This is a genomic window from Prochlorococcus sp. MIT 1303 (assembly GCF_001631965.1).
GTDB classification, from domain to species: domain Bacteria; phylum Cyanobacteriota; class Cyanobacteriia; order PCC-6307; family Cyanobiaceae; genus Prochlorococcus; species Prochlorococcus marinus_D.
On record NZ_LVHK01000042.1, the window covers coordinates 174,509 to 195,963 of the forward strand.

Genomic DNA, 21,455 nt, shown 5'->3' on the forward strand with positions numbered 1-21,455 from the left:
TGAATCATCAACTCGGGACTGCAGCGAATGATCTGATCTGTGCCTTCAGCAGAACAGTAAAGATCAGATCAGGTTGTTGTCCTGGGCTGGAATGATATGCAGATGGGCCGGTTCATGCGCCAGAAACACATCCCTTTGCACATTCAGAAGCAAGGTGTGGATATCGTCTCCGGCACTGATCAACAGTCCCTCTCCTGTCTGTCTGAAGCGCAGGTCAGGAGTTCCCGCAACGCTGATGGAATCCTCGCCGATACGGAAATCCGTTATCACATCGTTTCCGGGTGACAGTACGAAGAGGTCTGGTCCGGGAAGGCCCGTGAGCCTGTCGTTGCATTCGCTTCCTCCGTTCCGTTGCGCCCAGGCGTAGCCGAGTTTTCCGAAACTGGGCACATCGACACGGCGTCTTTTTCATCGGATGATGAGGCTTCGAGCGTCTTGCCGGAATCGATCAGGGTGTTTAATTTCCCTTCATCGATATCTGTTTTCTGGCCCATCTCCCTGGCTGTAAAAACACTGGTGCCGATGATGGTATCCGGCTCAAGATTGATGATCCAGTTGGAGATCTCCTGCACTGCCGAGACATAACTGTCGAGATCGGAGAGGTTGTATGGAGAGGCCTCTGTATGAACATCAAGAGCGCTATTGCCATCGCCAATGGCATTCTGGATTTCTTCCGCCCAGTAAAATTCAAGGAAGGGTAATCCATCAGCTTTTGTTCCTTCAGGCGCCTCCCATGCGATTCCTCTTGTGAAATTCATGATGGCTCGATAGGGGTCATTCCTGAAGGCCTCCGGTTTCATTTCTTCTGGCAGCTGACCCTTGAACCTGTCCAGGTCCACGGAGTGCACCATGTATTCATCCTGCTCTCCCTCCACACCATTCAGATAACGGTATCCGGGTTCGTTTTCTTTGAGAACCTTGAGCCAGGCGTTGCCGCTGTTGGCCATTTCTATCCAGAATTCATCCATGGAACTGCCGTTGTTATTCTTATCTTTCAGATTTGAGTAATTAGCTTCCACAACTAGATTGATCTTGAAATCTTCAAATCCTCCTCGCTTCATCTGTGAAAAAGTGTTCAGCGTGTGGTGCCCATCAGTCAGGTAAGGTTTTTTGTCGGGGCCGATCACCACTGTTTTCATGGCGTTGGTCACGGTGCCGGGTGCCACTCTCTCCCAGTTCTCGTTATAGACGTAATAGCTGTCTGGATTTCCTGGGGTTGAATCGTCAACCCTGACAATCACTGCGTTGTCAAACTTTTGGCCGTTGGCGTAGGCAACATCATCAAACATTTTTTCATCATCACTGAATGTTCGTCCCTGCACCGGATATCCAGCCTCGAGAATCCAGTTCACGCCGTCGTAACGCCCAACCTTGTAGAGAACCTGGTCCTTACCGATCGCTGGTTGTCCTGCCTTGATCTCACTCAGTTCCAGCTCGAGAACATCATTTTTGCTCGTTTTCATGAGGTCAATGATGCGTTGTAAAAAGGCTACATTTTTTATGATTTATTGGAAATAATAGCCATGGCTGCTTTACAGGCCTGATCGTTTTGGCCATCCTCGCCTTTGACCAGTCTTGTGAGAATGAACAGCCTGGTCGGTTCAAAACGAGATAACTCAGGGCTCAGCGATGTTTGAAATTCCCAAACCGATTCACCGCAGCAGGGTTCGACAACTGTTGGGCCGGGAATATCACATCGCCAGACGCAAAGCCAACTGGCTGTTCGGTTCCAGGCAATGGGCTACAACACGCGACGTCCTGGCGGCAAGCCACCGCAAATTCAGCCATCAGTCTCTGATCCTGCGCCCTTTAAGGGATGTGGATATGGTGCTTCAGCACAACAAGCGCAGGAATCTGGAGCTAGCGCTTGCGCAACTGGATCGAATCCTCATTCATCCGGGGGAAACAATGTCCGTGTGGAAGCTGGTCGGACGACCCACTAGACGGAAGGGCTATCTGGTGGGTCTGGTGCTGAATCAGGGCAGGATCTCCAGGGGGACAGGTGGAGGGCTTTGTCAGCTGGGAAATCTGCTGTTCTGGATGGCGGCCCACAGTCCGCTCACGATTTCGGAGCGCTGGAGGCATGGTTTTGATGTGTTCCCGGATGTGAATCGAACCATTCCCTTTGGTGCCGGAGCAACGCTGGCGTACAACTATGTGGATCTGCAGATCACCAACAACACGCCCTATTGCTTCGCGATTCATCTATGGCTGGATGACATCCATCTGCATGGTGAACTCTGCTGTGATGAGGATTACGACTGCCTCTACAGCGTCGAGGAGCGTCATCACAGGATCCAGCAGCAGATCTGGGGCGGCTATTCGAGACACAATCAGCTCTATCGGATCTGCACAGCATCCGATGGTGGTAAGACGGAACAGCTACTGGTGGAAAATCACGCGATCATGATGTACGAGCCGTTGCTGAAAGCGGCGCCATGATGCCGTGATACTGAACGAATCTCAGCCTGTTGAATCGTCATCGCCAATCCCTTGAGAATCGCTAGCTAGCTAGCCAACCAAGGCCACTGGATCCCGAAGGCCTCGAGGGGGTCCATCACCAGCTTGTTAAGGGCACGCCCGAGCAGCACCTGCGGTTCATCGGCGCGGATGGGGATCACAGAGTGCTGCAGGGTCATGGGTAGGTCGGCGCCCCTCACGATCCCGCGCCTGAGAAGTGAGTTGCCCGCTTCCAGACCGCACACGTAGGCGCGTTCCTGACAAAGGCCTTTAGCACCATGTTCTTTCTCGCCCATCCGCACCCAGTCGCCGGCGCAGACAACCGAAGCCAGTGACGTCTCCATTGGTGGCCGCTTGCTGAAACTTCCCGGCGAGAAGAGAGACACCGAACCCGGATAACGCCGCACCTCCTGATCCACGACCCTGGCCCCCCTGAAGGCAGGCTGCGCTATGGGCAGCAGATCCTGCATCAGGCAGTCGACGATCTCCTGATCGCTCAGCTCGGCGATGGCCGAGGCGTTGTAGAAGTCGCTGGCGATCACCGAACCCTGCGGTGGCTGATCACCCCAGAGCGCCTGCTCCGACTCCCGCTGCAGTTGATCCAACATGAAGAAGGTGGCTCCGGCGCCTCTCAGTGCGCTGAAACGTGAGAACACATTGGCGGGATCGGCGACCGGCACGGTGCGATCCAGCCACAGACGGATCGACACCACATCGATCGATCCGAGCGTGGCGGCACGCACAAGCTCCGGCGCCAGCGCGCCGCACTGCGGGGATTGCGCCATCAAGGCACCCATTCCTTTGGCACTCACCGCAAGCACCACGGCATCGACATCCTCGATTAAACCGGTGCTCCCAGTTGTTACGGAACGGGTTCCCACCGAGCGGATGGCCTGAGTCTCCGGCGAGATGTTCAGCCGGGTGGCCAGGGTGCCGCCCAGCACCTCGAGCTGATGCTGCTCCTGCAGCCGCTCACTGAGCGGCGCAATCAGCTGTTCGGCGATGCTTTTCGACCTGATCCAACGCACATCGAAGGAATCCTGATGCGCCAGGGCGTAGTAGTAGAGGAGCTCCATCGTGACAGCGGCCGACAGCTCCTCCGGCGGCTTAAACAGCCCCACCAGCAACGTGGGCCGCAGGAAATCATCAATCATGCGATCACTGATCCTGAGCTGTCTAAACAGCGTCAGCGCATCGATCGCGTCGTAGCTCCTGTATACCGCATCGCTGCGGTTCAGATCGAGCATGGCGTAGAGCAGGCCGGCGATGCTGAGCCGATCAGCAACAGGCAGGCGCTTGAAGTTATTGATCGTTGCAGCAACCTGACCCAGGGGACTCGGCCACAGCGGAGCGTCACCGAAGACAGGAGCCGTCGCCTCCAGGCCTTCGGGTGACCAGAACGCACTAGTGGTGAACTCCGTGAAAATCGAGCCGAGCCCGAGCTCTGCCGTCAGGGCATTGATGTTGGGATAATCCTTCCAGAACCCCCGGGTGCCTGCCTCGAACGGTTTGCCACTTGGCGTGGTGAGGGGCTGGCTGCCGGTTGGATCCGCCATCCCATCCATCAGGGTCACGCGAACACCCGCTTCGCAGAGTGCCTTGGCCGCACCCCAGCCAGCCCAGCCTGCCCCGATGACAACCGCATGGGATTGCTTTTTACCCGGAAAACCTTCGGCCATGACGCTGTTTTACATCGGCCCAAGCTAAAGAGATGAACTCATGGACCATGGGCTTCCTTAGCCACCTTGTGACAAGGCCAACTCTTGGAGGAAATCTTCGTTGTCACTACAGAGCAACTATGAGTGCTTCTTCTCTTCTTATATGGGGTAGCGGAGCAATACCCCTCTCTCTCGTTAAGAGCGACTAAAAACTGACCTAAATTGGGTTAACGCTTCGGAGAGCTGTGCAAAAAAAATGGTTTTTCGCACCCTGAGAACAGACACTCGTAGACGTGTTGAGGAGATCATCCATCGCTTAGCGACTGGAGAACCTGTCAGCCTCGAGGAGCGGGCTCAACTGCAGAAGTATGCACTCCACATTCCTTTTGTTGCAGGCCAATTGAGAAGAGCCCTTAAGCATCGAGAGGAGCTGGAGGCAGATGGACTTATTGAATGATCGGAGGGTTAACTCGCCACCTTCAGTTCTCTTTCTGATCTTGCTACCACACTCTTATCTTAAGAAGGCGAGAGTTGTCTTCGCTCATGAATTCTAGATACTCAAGGATATTGTTTTGCTATTGCTCAACACGTTTGCAATGAGCATGTAGACCCTCAATGAGTTCTTCTCCTCTTGAGCAAGAGGAGCTTCGAGCCGTTTCTTTGCTCTTTGTACTGTTCGCTTCCTGTTCGTGCCTCTTGTGGCCATGCTGAATACAGCAATCGTTTGTCAGTTCTCCGGTATGGAATTGAACGGTGGATATGTAGGCCTTGCGATCATTTGCCTCTATTTCGCTATCTGGCCGTTTTTTGGGATCGCCAAAGAACTGGGGTGGTTCAGAGCAACAAAAGAGGTCAGGCTTTCACAGGAAATCAGCCTAGACACTGAATCAGGACGCGATCACAGCCCAATCAGTCGAGATGATTCATTCAAAAGGGATCTGGAGAAGACCTTCGCACATAGCCCTTCACAGGTCTCAGATGATTGGAGGCCATTACCAGGAGGGTGACACGACCATTACCACTAGTGGGATGCCGTGGCCATCCAGCCCTGTTCTTGCACTCTTTTTCGATAGCTCCCTGGCCTCATCCACTTGCAGGTAGATCCTCTTGGTTTTTAGGAGGGACGGCACGCCTTTCATCGGGCGGGCTTTGATCACTTCAATCGGCGATCTAGAGAGCTACGGCCGAGAACATCTTTAAAGCGCAGATACCAATAACCCTTTGGGTCAGATAAACAGTGCGTCTTGCCATTCCTGACCTCTCTCAGCATCGAGACCTGCGCGTCAATATCTATGTACTACTGAGCCCCAGCGCCAAAGATGCTCTGCGCTTCTACGTCTCTGACGTTTCTCAACAAAGGCGCTAGGACAAGAAGAGACTGGTCAGAACCTATGGAGGACAACCTTGTTCAGAAAGAATTGCTTTATCTATTCGGTGGGATCGTTGTTATTGGTGCTGCTGGCTTCCTGGCCTGGTTCCGTTCGGGCAGGAGAAGCGACGGCTGATGGTGAATCGGAGGAGATGGCACAGGCGCAGGCGCAGCGAAAAGTCCCTCAAGGTAAGACTGTCACTGATATGTCCTGCATGACAATTGCTGTTGCCATGAGCACGCGCTATCGCTGCACGGCCACGTGGGCTGATTGAACATCCAAAAGAAAAACCCTGGCACTTGGTGTGATCTCATCACTTGTTTTGGGCAGTCAATCACTGAAACCCTTTCGTGTTCTTGGGAACAAATTGTTTTTGCTTCGGTTTCTTGTCGGCTTTCTTATCCCTTTGAAGCCAGACAGCTAGACCACCACCACCAATAACACCGAGTGCAACCAGCAGATAGCGCACATTGTCGCCTGCTTGAACAGCGGTGTCTTCCATAGTTTTCGATGTGTCTCCTGTTGTCCTAGCTGTTTTAGGGGCAGAAAAGCACTTTGAACACTGACCCAATTACATCGAACCCATGAGGCCAAGCAAGTCTTTCGAGCTGAACACTGTGAGGTTGGGCTGTCAATCAGCCGTCGTCACCGTTACCTCCAAAACGCCAGGCAAAGAAGGCAGCAGCACCAATAACAACAATCCCAATCTCAAATAGATAGAGCCTCAACAGTTCAGGTGGCATAGGGTTTTAGGCGGATTGTCTTGTCCCTAACTGCTTAGTTGAGAAACGTCAGGGGGCGTGGAAGAGGAGCACCCCTTGGCCATGGGACTTAATAGGATATAAGTACTAGCAAAGGCTCTTAATGGTGAGGGGTGCGTCCTGGCCAACTCTTAACAGATGAGCCAAAGCCGAATTGGGAACGCCAAGTTCACCTGGAATGCGTTCAGCTGTAACTGCTGCGGAGTGCTGGCAGAAGGGAGGGACAACTCCTGGTGTGGAATTCCCTTCGATGAGCGGCGAGTTGCGGGACTGCTTAGCTCTTAGTCTGATTTCTAAGAAGCTACGTCAGGTTATTCGACCTCTCTGTCTCAGCAAACTGATCTGGATCGGCTGGTCTCCAGAACCTTCAGATAAAGCTGCTCGTCAATTTCTCGGATGTCGTACTCCGTTGGCTTTACTCCGTGAGCATGCTCATGAACCACCATCCAGCAGCTGCGCTCCAACTCCCCGCCTGCACTTGCCGAAAGCTCTAAAGCCTTAGTGACAAGGGCGTCTAAAACTGCCGGGTCAGGTTCTGTCAATTCCAGCTCTCTATTGGCACGCATCATCATGCTTAGCAGGCAGAAATACACCAGGGCTTAGCGACTGCGAGAAGACTTCCTGGCATGAAAAAAGGCCCCGCCCTCAGGGCCTTGATCCAGTAACTCCCTGATGTTGACACGTCTAAGGACGGCTTTGATTACATTCCGATGTGTCATAAAAACCAGGCCGGCTGATTTTGATGGGCTGCATCGAAGGCCCATGACGGATCACAAGCGCGTAAGAAAAGGGCGGCCCCAACGAGTACCGCCCAACCACGCTGTGTGAGGAGTGTCGTAGTTCTGTTCTACTTCTCCAAAAGACCTTCCTGACAAGCAGAACAGGTACAAGCACTCATCCCTGACCAGTGATGGATGTTGCTAGAGCGTGTGTCGAAAGGACAGGGCCTCCTCCGGGAGGCTTTTTATTGGCCTTTTTTGGACAGGGCCATGTAGTTGGTCATGTTGGTGAGCTTGTCTTCCAGCCTTTGCATGAGCGTGTCGTGAGCTGAAATGACATTCTTGAGCAGAACTCTCATCTCCTCAATGTCGTCTAGTGAATCGACCTGGGAGCGTGCGCTCTCGATCGTGCCGTGTGAGGCCTTCTCAAGCCCCACCCAATTCCTCAACACTGCGTCACCCCTTGATGTATCAAATGTAGCTCTGAACACAAGGGGGCAAGGAGTGACACCACGACCCGCAATGGCTGAAACCGCTCACCCTTGGACTTGGAGTCCTGATTCGCGCAAGAGGGCAGATCGCGACCCTCCCATGACACTCCAGGAACTTCAGGGTCAGTCTGTGCCAAGGACATGAAAATGACCAAGCATCTAGCCATTGGCCTCAACCGTGAGGTCATGGTCCATAAGGGTCACGTCTCCAAGTCAGCCTTTGATTTTGTTCACGGTGAAAACGCCTTCGCCGTTATGGATGGAGAGATTGATGACGACAAGCGGCTCCGATCTCTGGTCTGACTAGTTTTAAAAAAGCGGAGATCTGCAGGCCCCACGCCAGGGCCTTTTTTATGGGGTTCCCAAAGAATCAACTGCAAAATCGGTAAAAGATCCAAGGCACGTCAAGTTGCTGGCTCAATAAGACAAAAAAAGTGTCCGGGATTGACAAAGAAAAATGGGAAAGTCCTCGATGGTTACACAAGCCGCCACGGAAACGATGTCTAGAAGCGCTTGGCTCAAGCCCCCAACTCGCTGCTCGGCAGCCTCGACATGGCGGTCCTTTTACCAACCGTCAAAACAGACGTCGCCCTCACCGTCCATGATCACTTCAAAGGAGACTTCCTCTATTCCCGAGGACACCTCAGCGTCTCAGAAGTAATCCAGTTCATATAGCCCCCAGACCAGTTAGGAACTGATTCCTTATTGAACCCACTTCAAAAATCGGTGCCAAACGCAATTCCACTGGAAACATCCGCAGAACCTTGCTATGGGATGACATCGCCTTGCATGTTTCCAGTCGAATAGACGTCGTAGGTGCCGGGTTTGAAAATCCTTTTGGCCTTGCGCTGACGTAACCAGCAACCAAAAACGCTTAGCAGCTCTGCTGCTTGCTGCGTATCTAGGAAGTTGGTCGGTGTCATGAGGTCCATGTGGCTGCGTTGGTCGTTGGCTTCAAGCAGCTTGTGCAAGCAGCTGGGATGCCGACACTTTTAAATTACGGGGCGTTTTTAGGTTTTAAAAATTGAGCCTTGCAAAGGCCTGGCGGCTGGCTTTGGCCTGACAAATCAAGAGCTCCTAGGACGCACAAAGGACGCAAACCAGCTTTTGCTATTCGTCAGACAAAAGCCCCGTTGTGGTGTCGGAGTTTAGTTTTTCTAAAATTTCAACTCTGAATTTATCGAAGTAGCTGATTAGCTGTTGTTGCTCATCCATTATTACTGAAAAGGAGTTGACAATCGCAGTTTCCCGTTGAGAGTTATTTTTAATATCCCCCAAATTGGGGAATAGATCAAGGATTCTTCTCCCCGTTTAGGTGATGTGGTTCCTGGCTGATTCAGAGATGGTGGATATGTCAGAGGGGGAAGGCCCTCATAACTCAATTAAATCAATGGCAACTCAAATTGATCAAAGCGAAGTGACCGCAGTCGCCCTGTCTTCCTGTTTGGATGAGCTCGAGACAAAGTTCGAGCAATTGTGGACTGTAAAAATGGCTCAAGGTTGCAGCTTGAATAAGGCCCGCATTGATGGCGGAAGTGTTGACCCCAAGGCTGAGCTGTCTTGGGATGAAGTGATCGCCTTGGCCACGGCAGATCGCCCTTTACACGTTGAGGTCATGGCTACCAGCCAGTCCGAAGCTCGAAGGCTCGCGGAGCATGAATATCCTGGTTACAAGGCAGGGTCCGCCCAGCGCACTTAAAGGCAAGAATCATCAATTATCCCCGCCAAGTGAGGGGTTTTCACGAGACAAGAGCCTCACAATACAGGTTCAAATAAAACTCTTTTCTGCAATCGCGTCTGCTGCTGATATCGGTGCATCGTTTATTACTACTACTCCTGCTGACGCTGGAATACTTGTTGATATGAACAAGGTATTGAATATCAGGGCAATGATGGCACTCCGCGGCTAGCAATTACAGATAGAAATCGCCCGACAGTATTTAAGAATAGTAAATACGAACATCCACTCAGCGATGGATTTGGTTAAACAAAGACCTACACGCTTAGCGACTTAAGGAAGAGAAACTGGGCAAAAGATTTGAGCAACTGTAATCCGACACATGGAGGAAGCTGGGGTACAGAATTGACTTATAGATATTACGTTGAAAGTGGCCTTTGGCTTTGCCTCTGACTGATCTGTCGGGGAGCCTGAAGCTACGGCTAAGAGCTATACAAAACCCGTGATGGGGAAAGCAGGGCGCGAAGTGTTGTGGGCGATCAATCCCCCGACAAAACCATCAACGCCCCGCCTTGTGCGGGGTTTTTAATTGTTTACCCGTACAGCTACTGCTGCTTTCGATATAAGGGATGCCTTCTGCCTTTGGCTGTACCCGGTAGCGGTATCCAATTCTGCGTTCCTAGATCAGCTGAGCGTTGCTGAGATCCATTGGCCCTGCGGAACTTCACAGAAACTTGATGCCAATCTTCTGGAATTTGATTGAGCCGAAGATTCCAATCCAAAGTAATTCGTTTGCAACACGATGACTACCTGTGATGCAGCTCACAAAAAGATGTGACTCAGATCATGACAGCTGCGCTAAAGCCGACTACTCTGATAATCATTAAATGACCATTACTTGAGCAGTGACAAGTAGAGACGTAAATCCCGGGAAGCTATCAGAGCTGGGTTCTCAGGACATCCTTGATCAAGATACGGCGATAGCCGAGATCATCCAGATGGCAGTCGAGGCTGATGATGGTTTTGTGATTACGGCTGATGAAGCTCTTCAGTTTATTTCTCAGATGGATGAGAACGATGAATTTAGTGATATAGAGCTAGGTACTGAAGCTCTAGGGGCTGTGGCCGGCGGAGGCAGCCTAGACATACATCCAAACACCTCTGCAGCTCTAGCAGCTGTGGCCGGCGGAGGCATGGCATGGGAGCGCTTTGCAAGCAAGTGGAGGGAAGCCGCCGCTAGCAGCAGGCACGCAGATCAATAGCAATTACTGATCAATCTTTATGCAAATTAGACTGAAATCACCCTTCTAAGAGAACGTGCTCTTTTAGTATTTAGTACATGTTTTAAATATAAGGCTATTCAGATTATATTGATATCTCTTATATCAGGCTAATCGAAAATAAAAGTCAAATGGCGAAAGGGTTCTTGGTAGTATTACTAAAGTTTGCTTTTATTTGTTTATATTTTATTTATGCTAAACCTTTGCGATACGGATTGCATTGAGCAAGTTATTTAGGCGAGGTCTGCTGCAGCGCCGTCGTCTTCTTGAGCAGCTACTGGTTGGATAGGAGAGTTGGCTAAGGCAAGAGCTGCAACACCAGTCAGCGATAAGGAGAGACGAACAGAACGCTGCACTGGAATAAAACGATTAAAAGGTCATTCATTCTCTGGCATGTTTTTGGTTGCAGCTATCAGGCCACATCAACTGCAGGAATGAATAAAGAGCGAGGTGTTTCTCCTTTAAAAGCCCTGCCTTATGCAGCGGGAGTAATAGGTCTGTCTGGTTAGCACCAATGACTCCCCAAGCATCTAGATCTAGACCTGACGAAAGCCACTACAACCCCCTTGGGCTCGAGGGGGCCTGGGCGGGATTCCCGGATGAGGTGGCTTAGGGGCCCTACTTTCTCGAGCCCCGCAAACGATTGACAATTAATCAAGCGATAGCCCACCTCCTACCGGTGTTGGTTTAGCTGTCGCCTAATGAGCGATCCATTGAGTAATTGCTGTTTCGTCATAGATATGACCACTTGATTCAATCATTACTTTTGCCTCAGGGTCATTCCACATGCCCATTGCAACTCCCTCCTCAGCTTGGAATATCACAATCGCTCTTGATGAATCTTCTTTGTGTAAGCCTCTGTACAGAGATGTGATTCCGCCTGCTTTCAACATTGATTTGTTGTCTTCACTGTCGTAAACAGCTCTCCACTCGTCAAAGGTTTTACTGATTTTGAAGTCAAACACGGTGGTTTCGATTGCCATTCCCAATGAAAAATTTCGACCAATTAGACCATGATTACCCACCGCCTAGCTGTACGCGCTGAACATTGATACCGCTCTGCGATCTGTTGCCAGCTGTCGCCCATGCATCGATAGCACTCAAGCAACGTTTGATGAAGGTTGAGAAAGCATCACGGAAATGGTGGAATCCAATTTCAGTTCACCTGTGCAGTGCCCGCATTCACCTGCGCATAGAGGTCTGCTGTTGCATCTGGTGTAAAGCGGGCATAGCTACTTAGGTGCACCTCAATCCGTGTGTCCCATGGCTTCAGCAATATTGGCGACAGGCAGATTCGCTGCATGTGATGCTTTGGCGTAGCGATGCCTAAATGTATAGGGCTTTAATACCTCACCAGCATGATCAGCGTCTTGTCGTAGTTGCTGCCATATCGCCTTGCGCTTGAGATAAGTGCCAAGTGCATCACCAGCGTTGCCTTGTTGTCCTAATGGCGGAAGTTGTTCGCCAATCTGTAGATGGCTCTGCAGGTTCCAGTCGCTAGGAGTGCCATCTGAGTCTTTGACTAGCAGGGCATTGGGTCGATGAGGGTCAGTGCGTTCCCCTTTTTTTCCGCCTTTACTCTTGCGGTAGACGGTCCATAACTCAGGCCCTATTGGTCCATCCTTCTGACCTAGATCCGAACTATTTGATTGTTACGTAGGTGTAACAGATTGAGTCGGCACCTTAAGGTGACGCGTCACCAGGGATCCCCTTTTGAAATTATTGAGGGTGATGACGATGAATCAGACCTACTTCGACGAGCTGTTAGAACGTTGGCAAGCAGCCGATGAGGCTGATGCTGAATCGCTCCAACTGATAAAAGACACTGTTCGATTTACCCAAGAGACAAGCGACGACCGCTTACGGGGTCATGCCCGACAACTGCTGTCAGATGTTTATCACCTCCCGAGTACTCCTAAAGAGATTGCTCTGATCGGGGAAGCGTTAGAAGGGACAGGCACAGTCCCCCTCCTGAAATACCTCCTGAAGACAATGGCTATGGCCTATGACGAAGCTCGATAAAGAGAGATGGCTCACTCAATGGACGTCCGGTGTGGACCACTTCCCTCAAATCAGAAGCAAGCGCAGCAATCACGTCTAAGTGAATTTTCTGTAGCGTAGGGATGTCGGCAGCGATGGCTTTGAGCCACCTCCGGCAAACACCCACAAGCTTTAAAACCAATCACTTTCACTTGTCTTTTGGCATGGGCAGCAATTCTCGTCTTGCTCCCTCTTGTCTTGCTCCCTCTCCTCATCCTTCTCTGGGCTACCGAATCACGTCACAACAGAATCCAGCGCTATCGACATATGGGCTACTCCTGGCAACAGATCGCTGATCACTATCACTGCTCAACCATTACAGCGAGGAGGTGGGCCGGAACCTGACTAAACTTCTCAATGGGTGGATAGCTAACGCCTCCAATCTCGACTTGATCACAAACTGCATCCCATCAAGTCCCATCACCACCATCGCACTCATACATACAACTCCCCATTCCCCAAACTCTTCCCCGTCCAATACGCCAACAGAATGAAGCTCAATACCTCGCTCCCAATACTTCTCCAACACCAGCATCTCTTCCCGTAATTCGGCAATAGAACCCATACGTCTACAAGGTCTGCTCAGTCAACTTAACCTGGTCTTACTAACTACCTCTCTCATGCCTTTCACTAACGGCACCTGGATCACCTACTTCACCCAAAACGGACAGCTGATGAAATCCATCTCCTTTATCCATGGCGGTAAAGCGACTTCCACAATCACCGTCCCTTGCTGAATTAACAACAGCCGCCGAGCAAGAAAAATAAGTTTTCACCAGGTCAACAACGATTGCCATAGGCTTGGGATATTCGCCTCAACCAAATCCCAGACGAGTGGCATCAAGTTGCTGTGAGATTTAGAATAACAAATGGAATCAGAGATGGAGATCAAACTCTCAGGCTGTGGTGATTAAGTTAGGAATATAAGTAGTTTTAGGGCAAAAGGATTTAAAGGTAAATTTGTGATGAATACGAAAAACTATTGCTGGTTGTTGCCTGCTAAAGAAGACATCAAGGTAACTTTTTGCAAGTCAATGGTGCCAGGTATCGGATGTCATCTTAAGCCAATATTGAGGTGGTCTAAGAAATAAAACCCCCCGCGACTGCAGGGGCTTTTGGCAGGTATCCTCCATCAAGCGAGGGTCAAGGATCCACCACACACTCAATCGGGACGCTTCCAGGGGGCACATCCACAGGCCACAGGTTGCCGTCCCATCCCACACCAACAGTCGTGCACCCTCACATCCCGATTGGCTGGTGTTGCAGATAACGCTTGAATTGCAGGCATTACTGCGGGTTCTTTCTTGCTTGGTGCTCCATAGCCATTGCTTCCAAAGCGATATTTAATGTCTGCTGTAAAGCGTGTATCAAAGGCTTCATCGTAAGAAAGATTGGCGCCAAGAGTTAAACCATTGCTGATGTTGTAGGCAAGCCTTCCTTTAACACCAGACCCATCAGCATCATCGAGATCACCTTGCTGGTAGTAATAACCAACAGAAGCATTGAGATCTTGTGTGATGCTGTAGCCAACATCTAAACCGTAGGTATCAAGAGCACCACCTGCGTAATGGCTATTAAGGCGTTTCTCGACATCACCAATGGGAACGAGTGCATAGGCATTGAAGTTCCAGGTGTCTGAGACTGCTTCTAACCCTGCAACAACCTGCGAGAAGAAGACATCACGCTTATCAAAGACATTGACGCTGGTATCAGCATCACCTGTATTCATCGGCCGGCTGTCATAACCAGCGTTGATGCCATACATCCAGCTGCGGTCTCCGTTTAGCCAGCGATAGCCAAGCCTGGTTGAGGTGCTGATGGTGGTACCAGCGACATCGGTATTAACGATGCTGCTTTCACCATCTCGATCAGAGAAGTTGGCATTGGCTAGAGCATCAATAAAGAAGACGCTGTTCTCTCCAACAGCAATCGGTAGGAAGGCGCCAATACCGGCTTGATTGGGAGTACCAGCTCCTTGCAGTGCTCCTTGAAAGCCCCAGTTGAACTGAACAGCATCCTTGAGGTTGATCTCCATCACGCCCAGGTCTGCTGCACTGCCATCGTCTTGAGCTGCGACTGGTTTGATGGGAGTGTTGGCTAAGGCAAGAGCAGCAACACCAGCAAGCGATAAGGAGAGACGAAGGGAACGCAGCACTGGGATTAAACGCTTAAAAGTTCACTGATTATCGGGCATGTTTTTGGTTGCAGCTATCAGCCCACATCATCTGCAGCAATTTTTCTATTTAAGGGTTTGTGCCTGCACAGATCAAAAAGCCCCGCTCTAAAGAGGGGCTTTTTGTTGATCCTCTGTTCTGACATGTTCAGAGATGAAGAATCGCTGTCAGAAGAACAACTCAAGGCATTCATAGCCAAAGTTTAAGCACATAGCTCACTACATGAACAGCTAAACGCAGAAGGTGACGATGTTCTAGCTATTCCCAAAGCTAATGTGTTTGCGATTGCAAAAGAAGACTTAAAAGCGCATCGGCAAGTTCTGTCTGGTAAAGAGCTGAGTCTTAATATCCTGACGAACTGTAAAAACATCTTTTTGCTCATGTAGAAAGTAAAGTCGTTCGACTCACAGACAATGCAGCTCTTTCTATGTGATGCCCAGTTCGAAGATGTTGAGCTTCAGAAAGCCGCCTATGCCCAGTTTATTGAACTCTGGGAAAGTGGAGCCATGGCAAAGGAAGATAAATTTGAAGGTTTTGAACTCCTTTTCCGTGTTCATGCTCCAGGCGAAGGGCGTGTCGTCATCCTGTGCAGGGCAGAGAGCGACAAGCAGCTTTTCACACATTTTGCTCCCTGGCGTGCTCAATTCGGAATTGTGATGGAATTTACCCCTGTTATGAGCTGTCAAGATGTAGTTGATGCGCACAAAGATCTGTTTGCCAAGCTTCCACCCCGCAGTGCTGTTTAATAGCATCAAACAAAAACGTCATGACCCCGCCAAATGCGGGGTTCATTTAATAGCTGTTCTGTTCAAGAGAAGAAAATTTTCTATCTCATTCAGCATCTAGAAATGACTGGAAGACTTGAAGAAGACTGGTACCCCTAAGCAGTCTTCCTTCAAATCGGCGAACTCCATGCTGTACTCCCAGAAGCTGAGCCAGCCAAAGAGTTAGAGGGTGCTGAGTAGTGATCGCTAGCGGCAAGTGGAGTGGGACCCATCTGCCGTCGTTTGCTGGGATACAACAGCACGTTAAAGGGGGCCTGCGGGTCCCTTTATCTTGTCTGAGTTAGCAGTGACTGTATATATAATCTTTCCATCTAATCCTTATGAAATACTCTTGATCCATCCAGCGTTGTCGATAGCTTTAATAAGGCAGGGCTCCATTCACTGATGCCGTCTGCCCTAATCCTGCTGTAGTGGCCATAGTTGGAATAGGGGTCATAAAAGCCTTTCCTTACCCCAGCCGCTTTGTTATTGGCATGGATATACTGCAAGGTATTCAGCATTCGCCGGTGGTCCTTGGGGTGGATCGGAAGGGCAACAACTTCTTAGGACTTAACTAAAGAAGGCTTGAAGGTTCTTTCATTGAAGCTAGTGTAGTTTTCAACTAAGAAGGCACTTTGCGTGAAGACTGTTCTTGAGGTTGGAGAAAAGCTTGTCAAGAAATCGCCGGCAAATCATCAAAGAGGTATTGAGTCCGTTGGAGGGATACTTTACCTGACCACAGCAAGATTGATTTTTGAGTCACATGCGCTCAACATTCAAACAGGCGTAACCATCGTCTCAATTTCTGAAATCTATAGGCTAAGAAAGGATTGGACAAAATTCTTAGGCGTTATCCCTATCTTTCCTAACACGCTAACCGTGACTTCTAGTTCAGGCCATGAAGATAAATTTATTCTGTTTAGAAGAACTCCTTGGATCAATGAAATTAATAAATTAAAAGAGTGACAGAACTCAGAATCCCGCAGCAGTGGAGCGAGATTTCTCCAGAGAGATTCTGGTGAGATAGAATCCACTTGATTTATATAAAGTCACACCTCATGAATCGAATGGCTCACAAAGTTTTTGTGCTCAAAATTCTATCCACCGAGAAAGACCATCTATGTCCAAATTTTGAAAATGAATAAAGGCATCAGTCCTTGCTGAAATGTTTTTTTTAAAGGACAAAACTATGTTCACTAGCTAAAATCACTAATTATGGCCATCCGTTACAGCTCTCTAGCCGATCCCCTGATCGCCTACATAGAGAAAGATCAACAAAATACATCGGGTAGAGCATTAAGCTTACTGACCCCAATTAACTACAACGCAGATCTATTTGCTAACGAGGCAAAGTTTTTCACTGGTAACTATGGATTTGACGGATATATTGGAGTACCAGGCTTACTCGGGCCAGGGGCCCAGCAGGCAGCAGAGCAAAACAATGTTGCCTGGGAAAGTGTTGATCCAGATCTGAGTCCAACGCTCCGCGCGTTGACTAGTGCAGCAAGCGTTGTTGGATCTAAAGCTGTTTATGGCATGAGTCTTTTGTTGCAAGACACCATGCCATTGGTGTTCAGTTATCCAGTCTTACCAACAACCTTGGATGGTGATGGAAGCGATTTTGAGATCACCCTGAACGATGGTTCGCTTGTATCGCCTGCCCTTGCAGGGTTCTTGCCAAACCTCGAATACAATGAACGCCAAACGATTGTGGTGGCAGGTGATTTCGGCAATCGCCTCACCCCCGAAAGTGAAGGAGCCCGCTATCCGGTATCGGTTCGAATCGTCAATGACGGCACACCTCTGCAGATGCTCTCAGCAAAAGGGCCTGTCTTTGCTACAGAACTGTCCATCGATAGCAGCAACTCCTATGTACAAGGGAATGGCCCAAAGCTTGTTGCGGCCAAACTCAATACCTTCAGTCCGCTCGGAGAAGGCGGACCTATCGGCGTTGGCGCCACTTCGGCTAGCAATAGCGGTAGCGATCTTTATGGGGATCAAGCCCAATATCGCCTACGCCTTTATACCAGTGCAGGATTCTCACCAGATGGTATTGCAAGCCTGCAACCCAGCGAGTTCAATAAATACTTTATTCTTGAAGCGAAAGGCGATAACGGCGAAAAAATTTCACTTACTAAATCGAATCAGGATTACACTATTGGCAAGTATGGTTCCATCAAAGTTGCAGGAATAGCAGATTTAGCACCAGCAGGAACAATAGAAAATGCCGCTTATGTGGAAGATCATGATAATTACTACGACATCATCCTAGAAGGTGATCTTAGCGCAATTACGAGACTAAGAAGTGTTCGTATGCCATCAAGTGGTAATTACCAGGCCGTTTATAACCCTGGTGGACCCGGTAATAATCCGGATGCACAGGCTGCAGCACCAGGCCCGTTTACGATGCCGAGCGTCGATCACACCATTGCCATCATCAACGACCTTAATGGTGCGATGACTGCCACCTATGTCGAAATCGAAGGAGCCGTACTGACAAATCCATTGAGTAACTTGCCGGTTGGAAAGCTGCTGGGAGTAGCAGTGGAAGACACGATCAGCGGCCAGCAAATTTACGCGTACGAAGATCCCTATGGACATCGTTTCTACACAAGTTTCGAAGCCTCCAAAGACGTAGCCTCGGTACTTCCTAGCAACCTCCTGACGCCGAAGCCGATTGACCTGATCGACACAACAGGTTTTGCGACCGACTCCAGCGTCATTATTTCCGGGTCATTTAGTCGCTCAGCATCTCACAGCTCAACATTGCAGTTTTATGAGGTAGCAGGACCCGATGGTGGTGTAGTTGCCCCTGTTACTGGCAGAACGCTGATGCCCGATGAAAGTGGCTACAACTATGTGGCGAGGAGCAATCTGCTTACCAGCAAAAACAGTTCATTGAAAATCGAAAATAAGGAAATCAATAAATTTCAGTTCAATGCCGAGGCCGGAAAGATTTATGCACCATTGCTGATCAACGAAGTAACTGGTGAACAGTATTTTGCCTTCACTGGCGCTAACTCTGACAAGTCCGCGCATTTCACTGCTCTTGGTCCCAATGGCTTCGGTGTAGAGGATCTATTTGGTGGTGGAGATAAGGATTTCGCCGACATGACCGTGCGATATACGATCACAGTCTGAATCTCAACAGTTAAGTCACGCTTTGCTGTAGTTTTTCCATTAAGCGTTCACTCATACATAAAGATCTACTGCCCTGGCCTCAACCTTCCTTCCACCAACCCTTTGGGGACTTTCTTATTGGATATATATTCTCTGCTTACTGAGGAACCATGATTTTGAGGGCTTCTGGACTTGCAGCCGCATCTGTGCTGATTTTTTCAGGTGCTGCGCTGGCATCACCGCAGCCAATCACTGAGGAGCTTTTCAGGGCGAATCGGACCCTTGGAGGGAGAGTTGTTGCGTATCCAGAAGGGACACCTGAGATGAGGGTCTATCGGATCACTCTTCCTTTTGGCGCCAAGATTCCTTTGCATATCCATCCTTCGCCAGTGGTGGTGGTGGTGGAACAGGGAAGTCTGAGCAATGTCCGCATCGTCGACGGTGCTGAGGTGACCGACATTGTTGAAGCAGGGGATGGCTTTCTGGAGGGCAACCCAGAAGAACCTCACTATGTAATCAATAAAGGGTCTGAACCTGCGGTGAGTCTGGTCACCTTTGCCAGCGTGGAGGGAATGCCAAACATGGTTCGGGTTGAGTGACGGCTAGCAGGGAAGCTCCTCATACAGCGTTTCAACAAGATATCCGTCATTACCTGGCTTTAGGCCGTCATAGGTCGGTGCTTTCTCTCCCGTAACAGCAGGTGCGAAACGTTCAGCACGCTCTTGAAACGTCTTCGCATCCATTGATGCAATAAGGCGCTTGGATCGCTCGAGGCGCTCTTCTTTATTCAATTGAGAACGACCTAGAAACCTGTTTCCAGCGTAACGATTGTGAGGCTAGAAAGTCTCTGGTCGGAGAAGTGTTGGGCGGGGCAAGGAAAGCAAGGTGTTCCGGATCACCTTAAACTTCATGATGCCCATCACGAGGTGGAGAGCATGGCGGCAAAAGGGAGCAAGTGCTCCCCTTGTGCAGTGTTAACAGCTGAGCACAGCTGTGCTCACGATCTTCCATTGCGCACCGCCCCTCCGGGGGCTTTTTTGCACTTATACGCGTAGACCAACTTCGTCTAGACGTATAAGCCAAGTAGACCAATGATCACCGAGAAGGATCTTTAAGCCTGAGGGGCTAAGCCCAGGCGTGGCCTGGATAGGACCTGCTGCTCATCTTGAACAAACGTTAATGCTAGTTGTACTTGTATTCATCGATACTCAAGCTGGAACCAGCTGTTTTGACAACGGTGGTTTATTCGCAAGCGATCCAAACCAAACCTCTCACTTATACGTCGCCTGCGGCACGTGAACGTGAAATTTACTTCTCATCTGCAAGGAATTTGGCCAACGCTCAGTTTCAACTAGCTGATGCTGAGCTGACGCAGAGGTTATGGCAGGACGTGAGCGATCGCGATCTTGATGTGGATCGGGTGCTCAACTTGATGTATGGCTGCTGGTTCCACGACGATGCGGAAGCGATGATCGATGCAGACGAGGCTTTTCTCCAGAGCGGGCGTGCGGAAACTTGAGGCCATGGTGGACGCCCTATAGAACGCAATGTCAGATCGTTGACGGTCAAGTGTTGCTAAAAGTGGGCACGTGCCTACCTGGCCAACTACGTTGTTGGCTGTTGATTCCGAGTTCCTGGGCGGACTGAAGAGGCAGGTTGCTCGTGGCATTTGCCACGAGCAACTCAGAAGCTTTTCAGCACTGAAGAAGGCCGGGTAAGAAAAAGAGGGTTTCTCCATGCCAACAACGATTGCCATGGGATTGGGATGTTGACCTCAATCAAATCCCAGACGAGTGGCATCAACTTGCGGTGAAATTTAGAAAACCAAATGGAATTAGAGATGGTGATATTCAGTTCAGATTCTGAGAGACAGTTGAGGAGATATAGGTATTGGTTAGAGGCAAGTAGTTGATGGCTAGCTTATCAGTGGCACTTAAGTATTTTCAGAGCAGGCATCTATTAACTAAACGTCTTTGCACGTTGCTTGTTAGCAAGAAGGTGCCAAGTATCGGATGGCATTTTAAGGAGCGAATAGGGAGGTGATTGAAGGAATAAAAAGCCCCTGCTGTTGCTGTGGCGTTGAGTGTTTAGGCTGTGGGTCCTTAGAAGCAACCGTCACCCCCTTACCACTTGCCACCCTCGTCCCAAGGCCACTTAAACTCCACCAAACTCAAGGCCGCCGGCCACAGCCGATGCCTTGGAACCTTGGCGTTACCGGCTTCCGCATGAGCTGAAAACCCCCACTCGTGAGAGCGGGGCATTGAGTTGAAACGGCAGATGCGGGGAAGGTGCAAGCTGCGCTCAAGCAGCCAAGTCCTGGTGTTGTGATCTGGGCTTAATTAATGATATGCAGTCATAAATTTTTAGTCATTCGCACCATCTCTCTACGGACACATCATCCTTACTTTCCTTAAGTAGTTCAAAAGGGATGGAATTGAACCAAGCGACAAACTCAAGACTTTTCACATCTCCATGTGGCGTATCCGTTGTGCGGCCACCATCCTTTGCTTTACTGTAATCAATTACGTGATCTAAGTAGATAATTTGAGCGTATTTAGATTCCATCTCAGAAAAGAATTCAGCATTCTTAGCCTGCCAATCAGCATACTTATGTGCATCCATGCTCCATTCATCAGTGCGATCATGTTCTAGCTTATATTTGTCAACCATCTTTTGAGTGACAAAGATGGCGCTACTTGCTTCACAATCCTCCCAGTAGTAACCACTGCTGTAGCGAAAGTAATCCTCATCTACATTGTATTCAATCAGCTTGTCTTCGTTCATTAGTCCAACTCCATAATCCAGCCGCTGAGCCTCAAACGTACTGGCATCCAGATGGCAAGAACGCTGATCATGGTAATGGGTTCTATTGCCATTCTTATCGGCGGACACACCATCGCCGCAATCTAAGGCCGACTTGATGACCTTCCTCAACCTTGG

General features: G+C 49.7%; 32 protein-coding genes and 2 pseudogenes. 15 read left to right on the forward strand and 19 right to left on the reverse strand.

Annotation, left to right across the window (positions count from 1 at the left end; all coding sequences use genetic code 11):
• Positions 1-63: 63 nt before the first annotated feature.
• Together PMIT1303_RS07220 and PMIT1303_RS07225 are read right to left on the reverse strand one after the other, a co-directional pair.
• Positions 64-270 (reverse strand): hypothetical protein, encoded by a 207-nt coding sequence (locus PMIT1303_RS07220; RefSeq protein ID WP_063398131.1) that lies wholly within the window; start codon positions 268-270, stop codon positions 64-66.
• Positions 267-1,463 (reverse strand): ParB/Srx family N-terminal domain-containing protein, encoded by a 1,197-nt coding sequence (locus PMIT1303_RS07225; protein WP_063398132.1) that lies wholly within the window; start codon positions 1,461-1,463, stop codon positions 267-269. The genes PMIT1303_RS07220 and PMIT1303_RS07225 overlap by 4 nt, the downstream gene beginning before the upstream one ends.
• Before the next feature lie 166 nt (positions 1,464-1,629).
• Here PMIT1303_RS07225 and PMIT1303_RS07230 point away from each other — a divergent pair, with 166 nt between their 5' ends.
• Positions 1,630-2,442, forward strand: a complete 813-nt coding sequence (locus PMIT1303_RS07230) for a VanW family protein (RefSeq protein ID WP_063398133.1) — start codon at positions 1,630-1,632, stop codon at positions 2,440-2,442.
• A gap of 65 nt (positions 2,443-2,507) precedes the next feature.
• Here the strand turns inward: PMIT1303_RS07230 and PMIT1303_RS07235 are convergent, their stop codons facing one another.
• Entirely contained in the window at positions 2,508-4,139 is a 1,632-nt protein-coding gene (locus PMIT1303_RS07235; RefSeq protein WP_063398134.1) for an FAD-dependent oxidoreductase, read from the reverse strand.
• A gap of 235 nt (positions 4,140-4,374) precedes the next feature.
• On the opposite strand from PMIT1303_RS07235, the gene PMIT1303_RS07240 reads away from it, so the two are divergent.
• Positions 4,375-4,575, forward strand: a complete 201-nt coding sequence (locus PMIT1303_RS07240) for a hypothetical protein (RefSeq protein WP_063395349.1) — start codon at positions 4,375-4,377, stop codon at positions 4,573-4,575.
• 232 nt (positions 4,576-4,807) lie between these two features.
• Positions 4,808-5,125: a hypothetical protein gene (locus PMIT1303_RS07245; RefSeq protein WP_156486938.1), complete on the forward strand. Its 318-nt coding sequence runs from the start codon at positions 4,808-4,810 to the stop codon at positions 5,123-5,125.
• On the opposite strand, the gene PMIT1303_RS14010 is transcribed toward PMIT1303_RS07245, so the two are convergent.
• Positions 5,111-5,248: a hypothetical protein gene (locus tag PMIT1303_RS14010; protein ID WP_231901388.1), complete on the reverse strand. Its 138-nt coding sequence runs from the start codon at positions 5,246-5,248 to the stop codon at positions 5,111-5,113. The two genes, PMIT1303_RS07245 and PMIT1303_RS14010, sit on opposite strands and share 15 nt — an antisense overlap.
• Before the next feature lie 107 nt (positions 5,249-5,355).
• On the opposite strand from PMIT1303_RS14010, the gene PMIT1303_RS14230 reads away from it, so the two are divergent.
• Both PMIT1303_RS14230 and PMIT1303_RS07250 read left to right on the forward strand, forming a co-directional pair.
• Positions 5,356-5,484 carry a hypothetical protein gene (locus PMIT1303_RS14230; protein ID WP_255359764.1) on the forward strand — a complete coding sequence of 43 codons (129 nt, stop codon included), beginning with the start codon at positions 5,356-5,358 and terminating at the stop codon, positions 5,482-5,484.
• Positions 5,485-5,552: 68 nt separating this feature from the next.
• Positions 5,553-5,762: a hypothetical protein gene (locus PMIT1303_RS07250; RefSeq protein ID WP_197459789.1), complete on the forward strand. Its 210-nt coding sequence runs from the start codon at positions 5,553-5,555 to the stop codon at positions 5,760-5,762.
• Between the two features lie 60 nt (positions 5,763-5,822).
• Here the strand turns inward: PMIT1303_RS07250 and PMIT1303_RS13370 are convergent, their stop codons facing one another.
• The 3 genes from PMIT1303_RS13370 to PMIT1303_RS07260 form a co-directional block, all read right to left on the reverse strand.
• Entirely contained in the window at positions 5,823-5,990 is a 168-nt protein-coding gene (locus tag PMIT1303_RS13370; RefSeq protein WP_156486940.1) for a hypothetical protein, read from the reverse strand.
• Between the two features lie 588 nt (positions 5,991-6,578).
• Positions 6,579-6,821 (reverse strand): hypothetical protein, encoded by a 243-nt coding sequence (locus PMIT1303_RS12850; protein WP_011825930.1) that lies wholly within the window; start codon positions 6,819-6,821, stop codon positions 6,579-6,581.
• Positions 6,822-7,213: 392 nt separating this feature from the next.
• Positions 7,214-7,459, reverse strand: a complete 246-nt coding sequence (locus tag PMIT1303_RS07260) for a hypothetical protein (RefSeq protein WP_231901389.1) — start codon at positions 7,457-7,459, stop codon at positions 7,214-7,216.
• Between the two features lie 147 nt (positions 7,460-7,606).
• Between PMIT1303_RS07260 and PMIT1303_RS13375 the strand changes: the two genes are divergently transcribed.
• Both PMIT1303_RS13375 and PMIT1303_RS14235 read left to right on the forward strand, forming a co-directional pair.
• Positions 7,607-7,762, forward strand: a complete 156-nt coding sequence (locus PMIT1303_RS13375; protein ID WP_156486941.1) for a hypothetical protein — start codon at positions 7,607-7,609, stop codon at positions 7,760-7,762.
• A 249-nt stretch (positions 7,763-8,011) separates the two neighbouring features.
• Positions 8,012-8,134, forward strand: coding sequence for a hypothetical protein (locus PMIT1303_RS14235; protein ID WP_255359765.1), 123 nt, complete (start codon positions 8,012-8,014; stop codon positions 8,132-8,134).
• A 92-nt stretch (positions 8,135-8,226) separates the two neighbouring features.
• On the opposite strand, the gene PMIT1303_RS07265 is transcribed toward PMIT1303_RS14235, so the two are convergent.
• Positions 8,227-8,430 (reverse strand): hypothetical protein, encoded by a 204-nt coding sequence (locus PMIT1303_RS07265; RefSeq protein WP_063398137.1) that lies wholly within the window; start codon positions 8,428-8,430, stop codon positions 8,227-8,229.
• 344 nt (positions 8,431-8,774) lie between these two features.
• Between PMIT1303_RS07265 and PMIT1303_RS07270 the strand changes: the two genes are divergently transcribed.
• Both PMIT1303_RS07270 and PMIT1303_RS07275 read left to right on the forward strand, forming a co-directional pair.
• On the forward strand, positions 8,775-9,158 hold the full coding sequence (locus PMIT1303_RS07270) for a hypothetical protein (protein ID WP_156486942.1): 384 nt from the start codon (positions 8,775-8,777) through the stop codon (positions 9,156-9,158).
• Between the two features lie 884 nt (positions 9,159-10,042).
• On the forward strand, positions 10,043-10,399 hold the full coding sequence (locus PMIT1303_RS07275) for a hypothetical protein (protein WP_063398139.1): 357 nt from the start codon (positions 10,043-10,045) through the stop codon (positions 10,397-10,399).
• 257 nt (positions 10,400-10,656) lie between these two features.
• Here the strand turns inward: PMIT1303_RS07275 and PMIT1303_RS14240 are convergent.
• The 4 genes and pseudogenes from PMIT1303_RS14240 to PMIT1303_RS14015 all read right to left on the reverse strand — a co-directional run.
• Positions 10,657-10,773, reverse strand: a pseudogene (locus PMIT1303_RS14240) (carbamoyl-phosphate synthase); the annotation flags it as partial.
• 342 nt (positions 10,774-11,115) lie between these two features.
• Complete coding sequence (locus PMIT1303_RS07280) at positions 11,116-11,400, reverse strand: DUF3764 family protein (RefSeq protein ID WP_063398140.1); 285 nt, start codon at positions 11,398-11,400, stop codon at positions 11,116-11,118.
• Positions 11,401-11,423: 23 nt separating this feature from the next.
• On the reverse strand, positions 11,424-11,525 hold the full coding sequence (locus PMIT1303_RS14345; protein ID WP_156486943.1) for a helix-turn-helix domain-containing protein: 102 nt from the start codon (positions 11,523-11,525) through the stop codon (positions 11,424-11,426).
• A gap of 48 nt (positions 11,526-11,573) precedes the next feature.
• Positions 11,574-11,720, reverse strand: coding sequence for a hypothetical protein (locus tag PMIT1303_RS14015; protein ID WP_231901391.1), 147 nt, complete (start codon positions 11,718-11,720; stop codon positions 11,574-11,576).
• Between the two features lie 428 nt (positions 11,721-12,148).
• On the opposite strand from PMIT1303_RS14015, the gene PMIT1303_RS07285 reads away from it, so the two are divergent.
• Entirely contained in the window at positions 12,149-12,439 is a 291-nt protein-coding gene (locus tag PMIT1303_RS07285) for a hypothetical protein (protein WP_231901393.1), read from the forward strand.
• Positions 12,440-12,773: 334 nt separating this feature from the next.
• On the opposite strand, the gene PMIT1303_RS07290 is transcribed toward PMIT1303_RS07285, so the two are convergent.
• From PMIT1303_RS07290 to PMIT1303_RS07300, 3 genes are all read right to left on the reverse strand, one after another.
• The gene (locus tag PMIT1303_RS07290) at positions 12,774-13,022 is read right to left on the reverse strand and encodes a hypothetical protein (RefSeq protein WP_063398141.1); all 249 of its coding nucleotides are present in this window, start codon (positions 13,020-13,022) and stop codon (positions 12,774-12,776) included.
• Positions 13,023-13,062: 40 nt separating this feature from the next.
• The gene (locus PMIT1303_RS13380; protein ID WP_156486944.1) at positions 13,063-13,233 is read right to left on the reverse strand and encodes a hypothetical protein; all 171 of its coding nucleotides are present in this window, start codon (positions 13,231-13,233) and stop codon (positions 13,063-13,065) included.
• A 386-nt stretch (positions 13,234-13,619) separates the two neighbouring features.
• Positions 13,620-14,612: a hypothetical protein gene (locus tag PMIT1303_RS07300; protein WP_063398143.1), complete on the reverse strand. Its 993-nt coding sequence runs from the start codon at positions 14,610-14,612 to the stop codon at positions 13,620-13,622.
• Between the two features lie 432 nt (positions 14,613-15,044).
• Here PMIT1303_RS07300 and PMIT1303_RS07305 point away from each other — a divergent pair, with 432 nt between their 5' ends.
• Positions 15,045-15,377: a DUF3303 domain-containing protein gene (locus tag PMIT1303_RS07305; protein ID WP_011130337.1), complete on the forward strand. Its 333-nt coding sequence runs from the start codon at positions 15,045-15,047 to the stop codon at positions 15,375-15,377.
• A gap of 374 nt (positions 15,378-15,751) precedes the next feature.
• Here the strand turns inward: PMIT1303_RS07305 and PMIT1303_RS12875 are convergent.
• Positions 15,752-15,949, reverse strand: a pseudogene (locus PMIT1303_RS12875) (hypothetical protein); the annotation flags it as partial.
• Positions 15,950-16,034: 85 nt separating this feature from the next.
• Here PMIT1303_RS12875 and PMIT1303_RS07310 point away from each other — a divergent pair.
• From PMIT1303_RS07310 to PMIT1303_RS07320, 3 genes are all read left to right on the forward strand, one after another.
• Complete coding sequence (locus PMIT1303_RS07310) at positions 16,035-16,361, forward strand: GRAM domain-containing protein (RefSeq protein ID WP_063398144.1); 327 nt, start codon at positions 16,035-16,037, stop codon at positions 16,359-16,361.
• Between the two features lie 249 nt (positions 16,362-16,610).
• Entirely contained in the window at positions 16,611-18,536 is a 1,926-nt protein-coding gene (locus PMIT1303_RS07315; RefSeq protein ID WP_063398145.1) for a DUF4114 domain-containing protein, read from the forward strand.
• A gap of 149 nt (positions 18,537-18,685) precedes the next feature.
• Entirely contained in the window at positions 18,686-19,114 is a 429-nt protein-coding gene (locus PMIT1303_RS07320; protein WP_063398146.1) for a cupin domain-containing protein, read from the forward strand.
• A 3-nt stretch (positions 19,115-19,117) separates the two neighbouring features.
• Here PMIT1303_RS07320 and PMIT1303_RS07325 read toward each other — a convergent pair whose 3' ends face one another.
• Positions 19,118-19,258, reverse strand: coding sequence for a hypothetical protein (locus PMIT1303_RS07325; protein ID WP_156486945.1), 141 nt, complete (start codon positions 19,256-19,258; stop codon positions 19,118-19,120).
• Positions 19,259-19,728: 470 nt separating this feature from the next.
• Here PMIT1303_RS07325 and PMIT1303_RS07330 point away from each other — a divergent pair, with 470 nt between their 5' ends.
• On the forward strand, positions 19,729-20,034 hold the full coding sequence (locus PMIT1303_RS07330) for a hypothetical protein (protein WP_063398248.1): 306 nt from the start codon (positions 19,729-19,731) through the stop codon (positions 20,032-20,034).
• 604 nt (positions 20,035-20,638) lie between these two features.
• On the opposite strand, the gene PMIT1303_RS13385 is transcribed toward PMIT1303_RS07330, so the two are convergent.
• Both PMIT1303_RS13385 and PMIT1303_RS07335 read right to left on the reverse strand, forming a co-directional pair.
• Positions 20,639-20,776, reverse strand: a complete 138-nt coding sequence (locus PMIT1303_RS13385) for a hypothetical protein (protein ID WP_156486946.1) — start codon at positions 20,774-20,776, stop codon at positions 20,639-20,641.
• Between the two features lie 106 nt (positions 20,777-20,882).
• Positions 20,883-21,449, reverse strand: a complete 567-nt coding sequence (locus PMIT1303_RS07335) for a hypothetical protein (RefSeq protein WP_063398148.1) — start codon at positions 21,447-21,449, stop codon at positions 20,883-20,885.
• Positions 21,450-21,455: the final 6 nt, after the last annotated feature.

Excerpts from the sequence above, each read along its gene's own strand:
- PMIT1303_RS07240 (WP_063395349.1), top strand. The coding sequence starts at position 4,375 with ATGGTTTTTCGCACCCTGAGAACAGACACTCGTAGACGTGTTGAGGAG.
- PMIT1303_RS12850 (WP_011825930.1), bottom strand. The coding sequence starts at position 6,821 with ATGATGATGCGTGCCAATAGAGAGCTGGAATTGACAGAACCTGACCCG.
- PMIT1303_RS13385 (WP_156486946.1), bottom strand. The coding sequence starts at position 20,776 with ATGCCCCGCTCTCACGAGTGGGGGTTTTCAGCTCATGCGGAAGCCGGT.
- PMIT1303_RS07235 (WP_063398134.1), bottom strand. The coding sequence starts at position 4,139 with ATGGCCGAAGGTTTTCCGGGTAAAAAGCAATCCCATGCGGTTGTCATC.
- PMIT1303_RS07280 (WP_063398140.1), bottom strand. The coding sequence starts at position 11,400 with ATGGCAATCGAAACCACCGTGTTTGACTTCAAAATCAGTAAAACCTTT.
- PMIT1303_RS07290 (WP_063398141.1), bottom strand. The coding sequence starts at position 13,022 with ATGGGTTCTATTGCCGAATTACGGGAAGAGATGCTGGTGTTGGAGAAG.
- PMIT1303_RS07325 (WP_156486945.1), bottom strand. The coding sequence starts at position 19,258 with ATGGATGCGAAGACGTTTCAAGAGCGTGCTGAACGTTTCGCACCTGCT.
- PMIT1303_RS07230 (WP_063398133.1), top strand. The coding sequence starts at position 1,630 with ATGTTTGAAATTCCCAAACCGATTCACCGCAGCAGGGTTCGACAACTG.
- PMIT1303_RS07305 (WP_011130337.1), top strand. The coding sequence starts at position 15,045 with ATGCAGCTCTTTCTATGTGATGCCCAGTTCGAAGATGTTGAGCTTCAG.
- PMIT1303_RS13375 (WP_156486941.1), top strand. The coding sequence starts at position 7,607 with ATGACCAAGCATCTAGCCATTGGCCTCAACCGTGAGGTCATGGTCCAT.
- PMIT1303_RS07315 (WP_063398145.1), top strand. The coding sequence starts at position 16,611 with ATGGCCATCCGTTACAGCTCTCTAGCCGATCCCCTGATCGCCTACATA.
- PMIT1303_RS14015 (WP_231901391.1), bottom strand. The coding sequence starts at position 11,720 with ATGCAGCGAATCTGCCTGTCGCCAATATTGCTGAAGCCATGGGACACA.
- PMIT1303_RS14235 (WP_255359765.1), top strand. The coding sequence starts at position 8,012 with ATGGCGGTCCTTTTACCAACCGTCAAAACAGACGTCGCCCTCACCGTC.
- PMIT1303_RS07320 (WP_063398146.1), top strand. The coding sequence starts at position 18,686 with ATGATTTTGAGGGCTTCTGGACTTGCAGCCGCATCTGTGCTGATTTTT.
- PMIT1303_RS07225 (WP_063398132.1), bottom strand. The coding sequence starts at position 1,463 with ATGAAAACGAGCAAAAATGATGTTCTCGAGCTGGAACTGAGTGAGATC.
- PMIT1303_RS13370 (WP_156486940.1), bottom strand. The coding sequence starts at position 5,990 with ATGGAAGACACCGCTGTTCAAGCAGGCGACAATGTGCGCTATCTGCTG.
- PMIT1303_RS07285 (WP_231901393.1), top strand. The coding sequence starts at position 12,149 with ATGACGATGAATCAGACCTACTTCGACGAGCTGTTAGAACGTTGGCAA.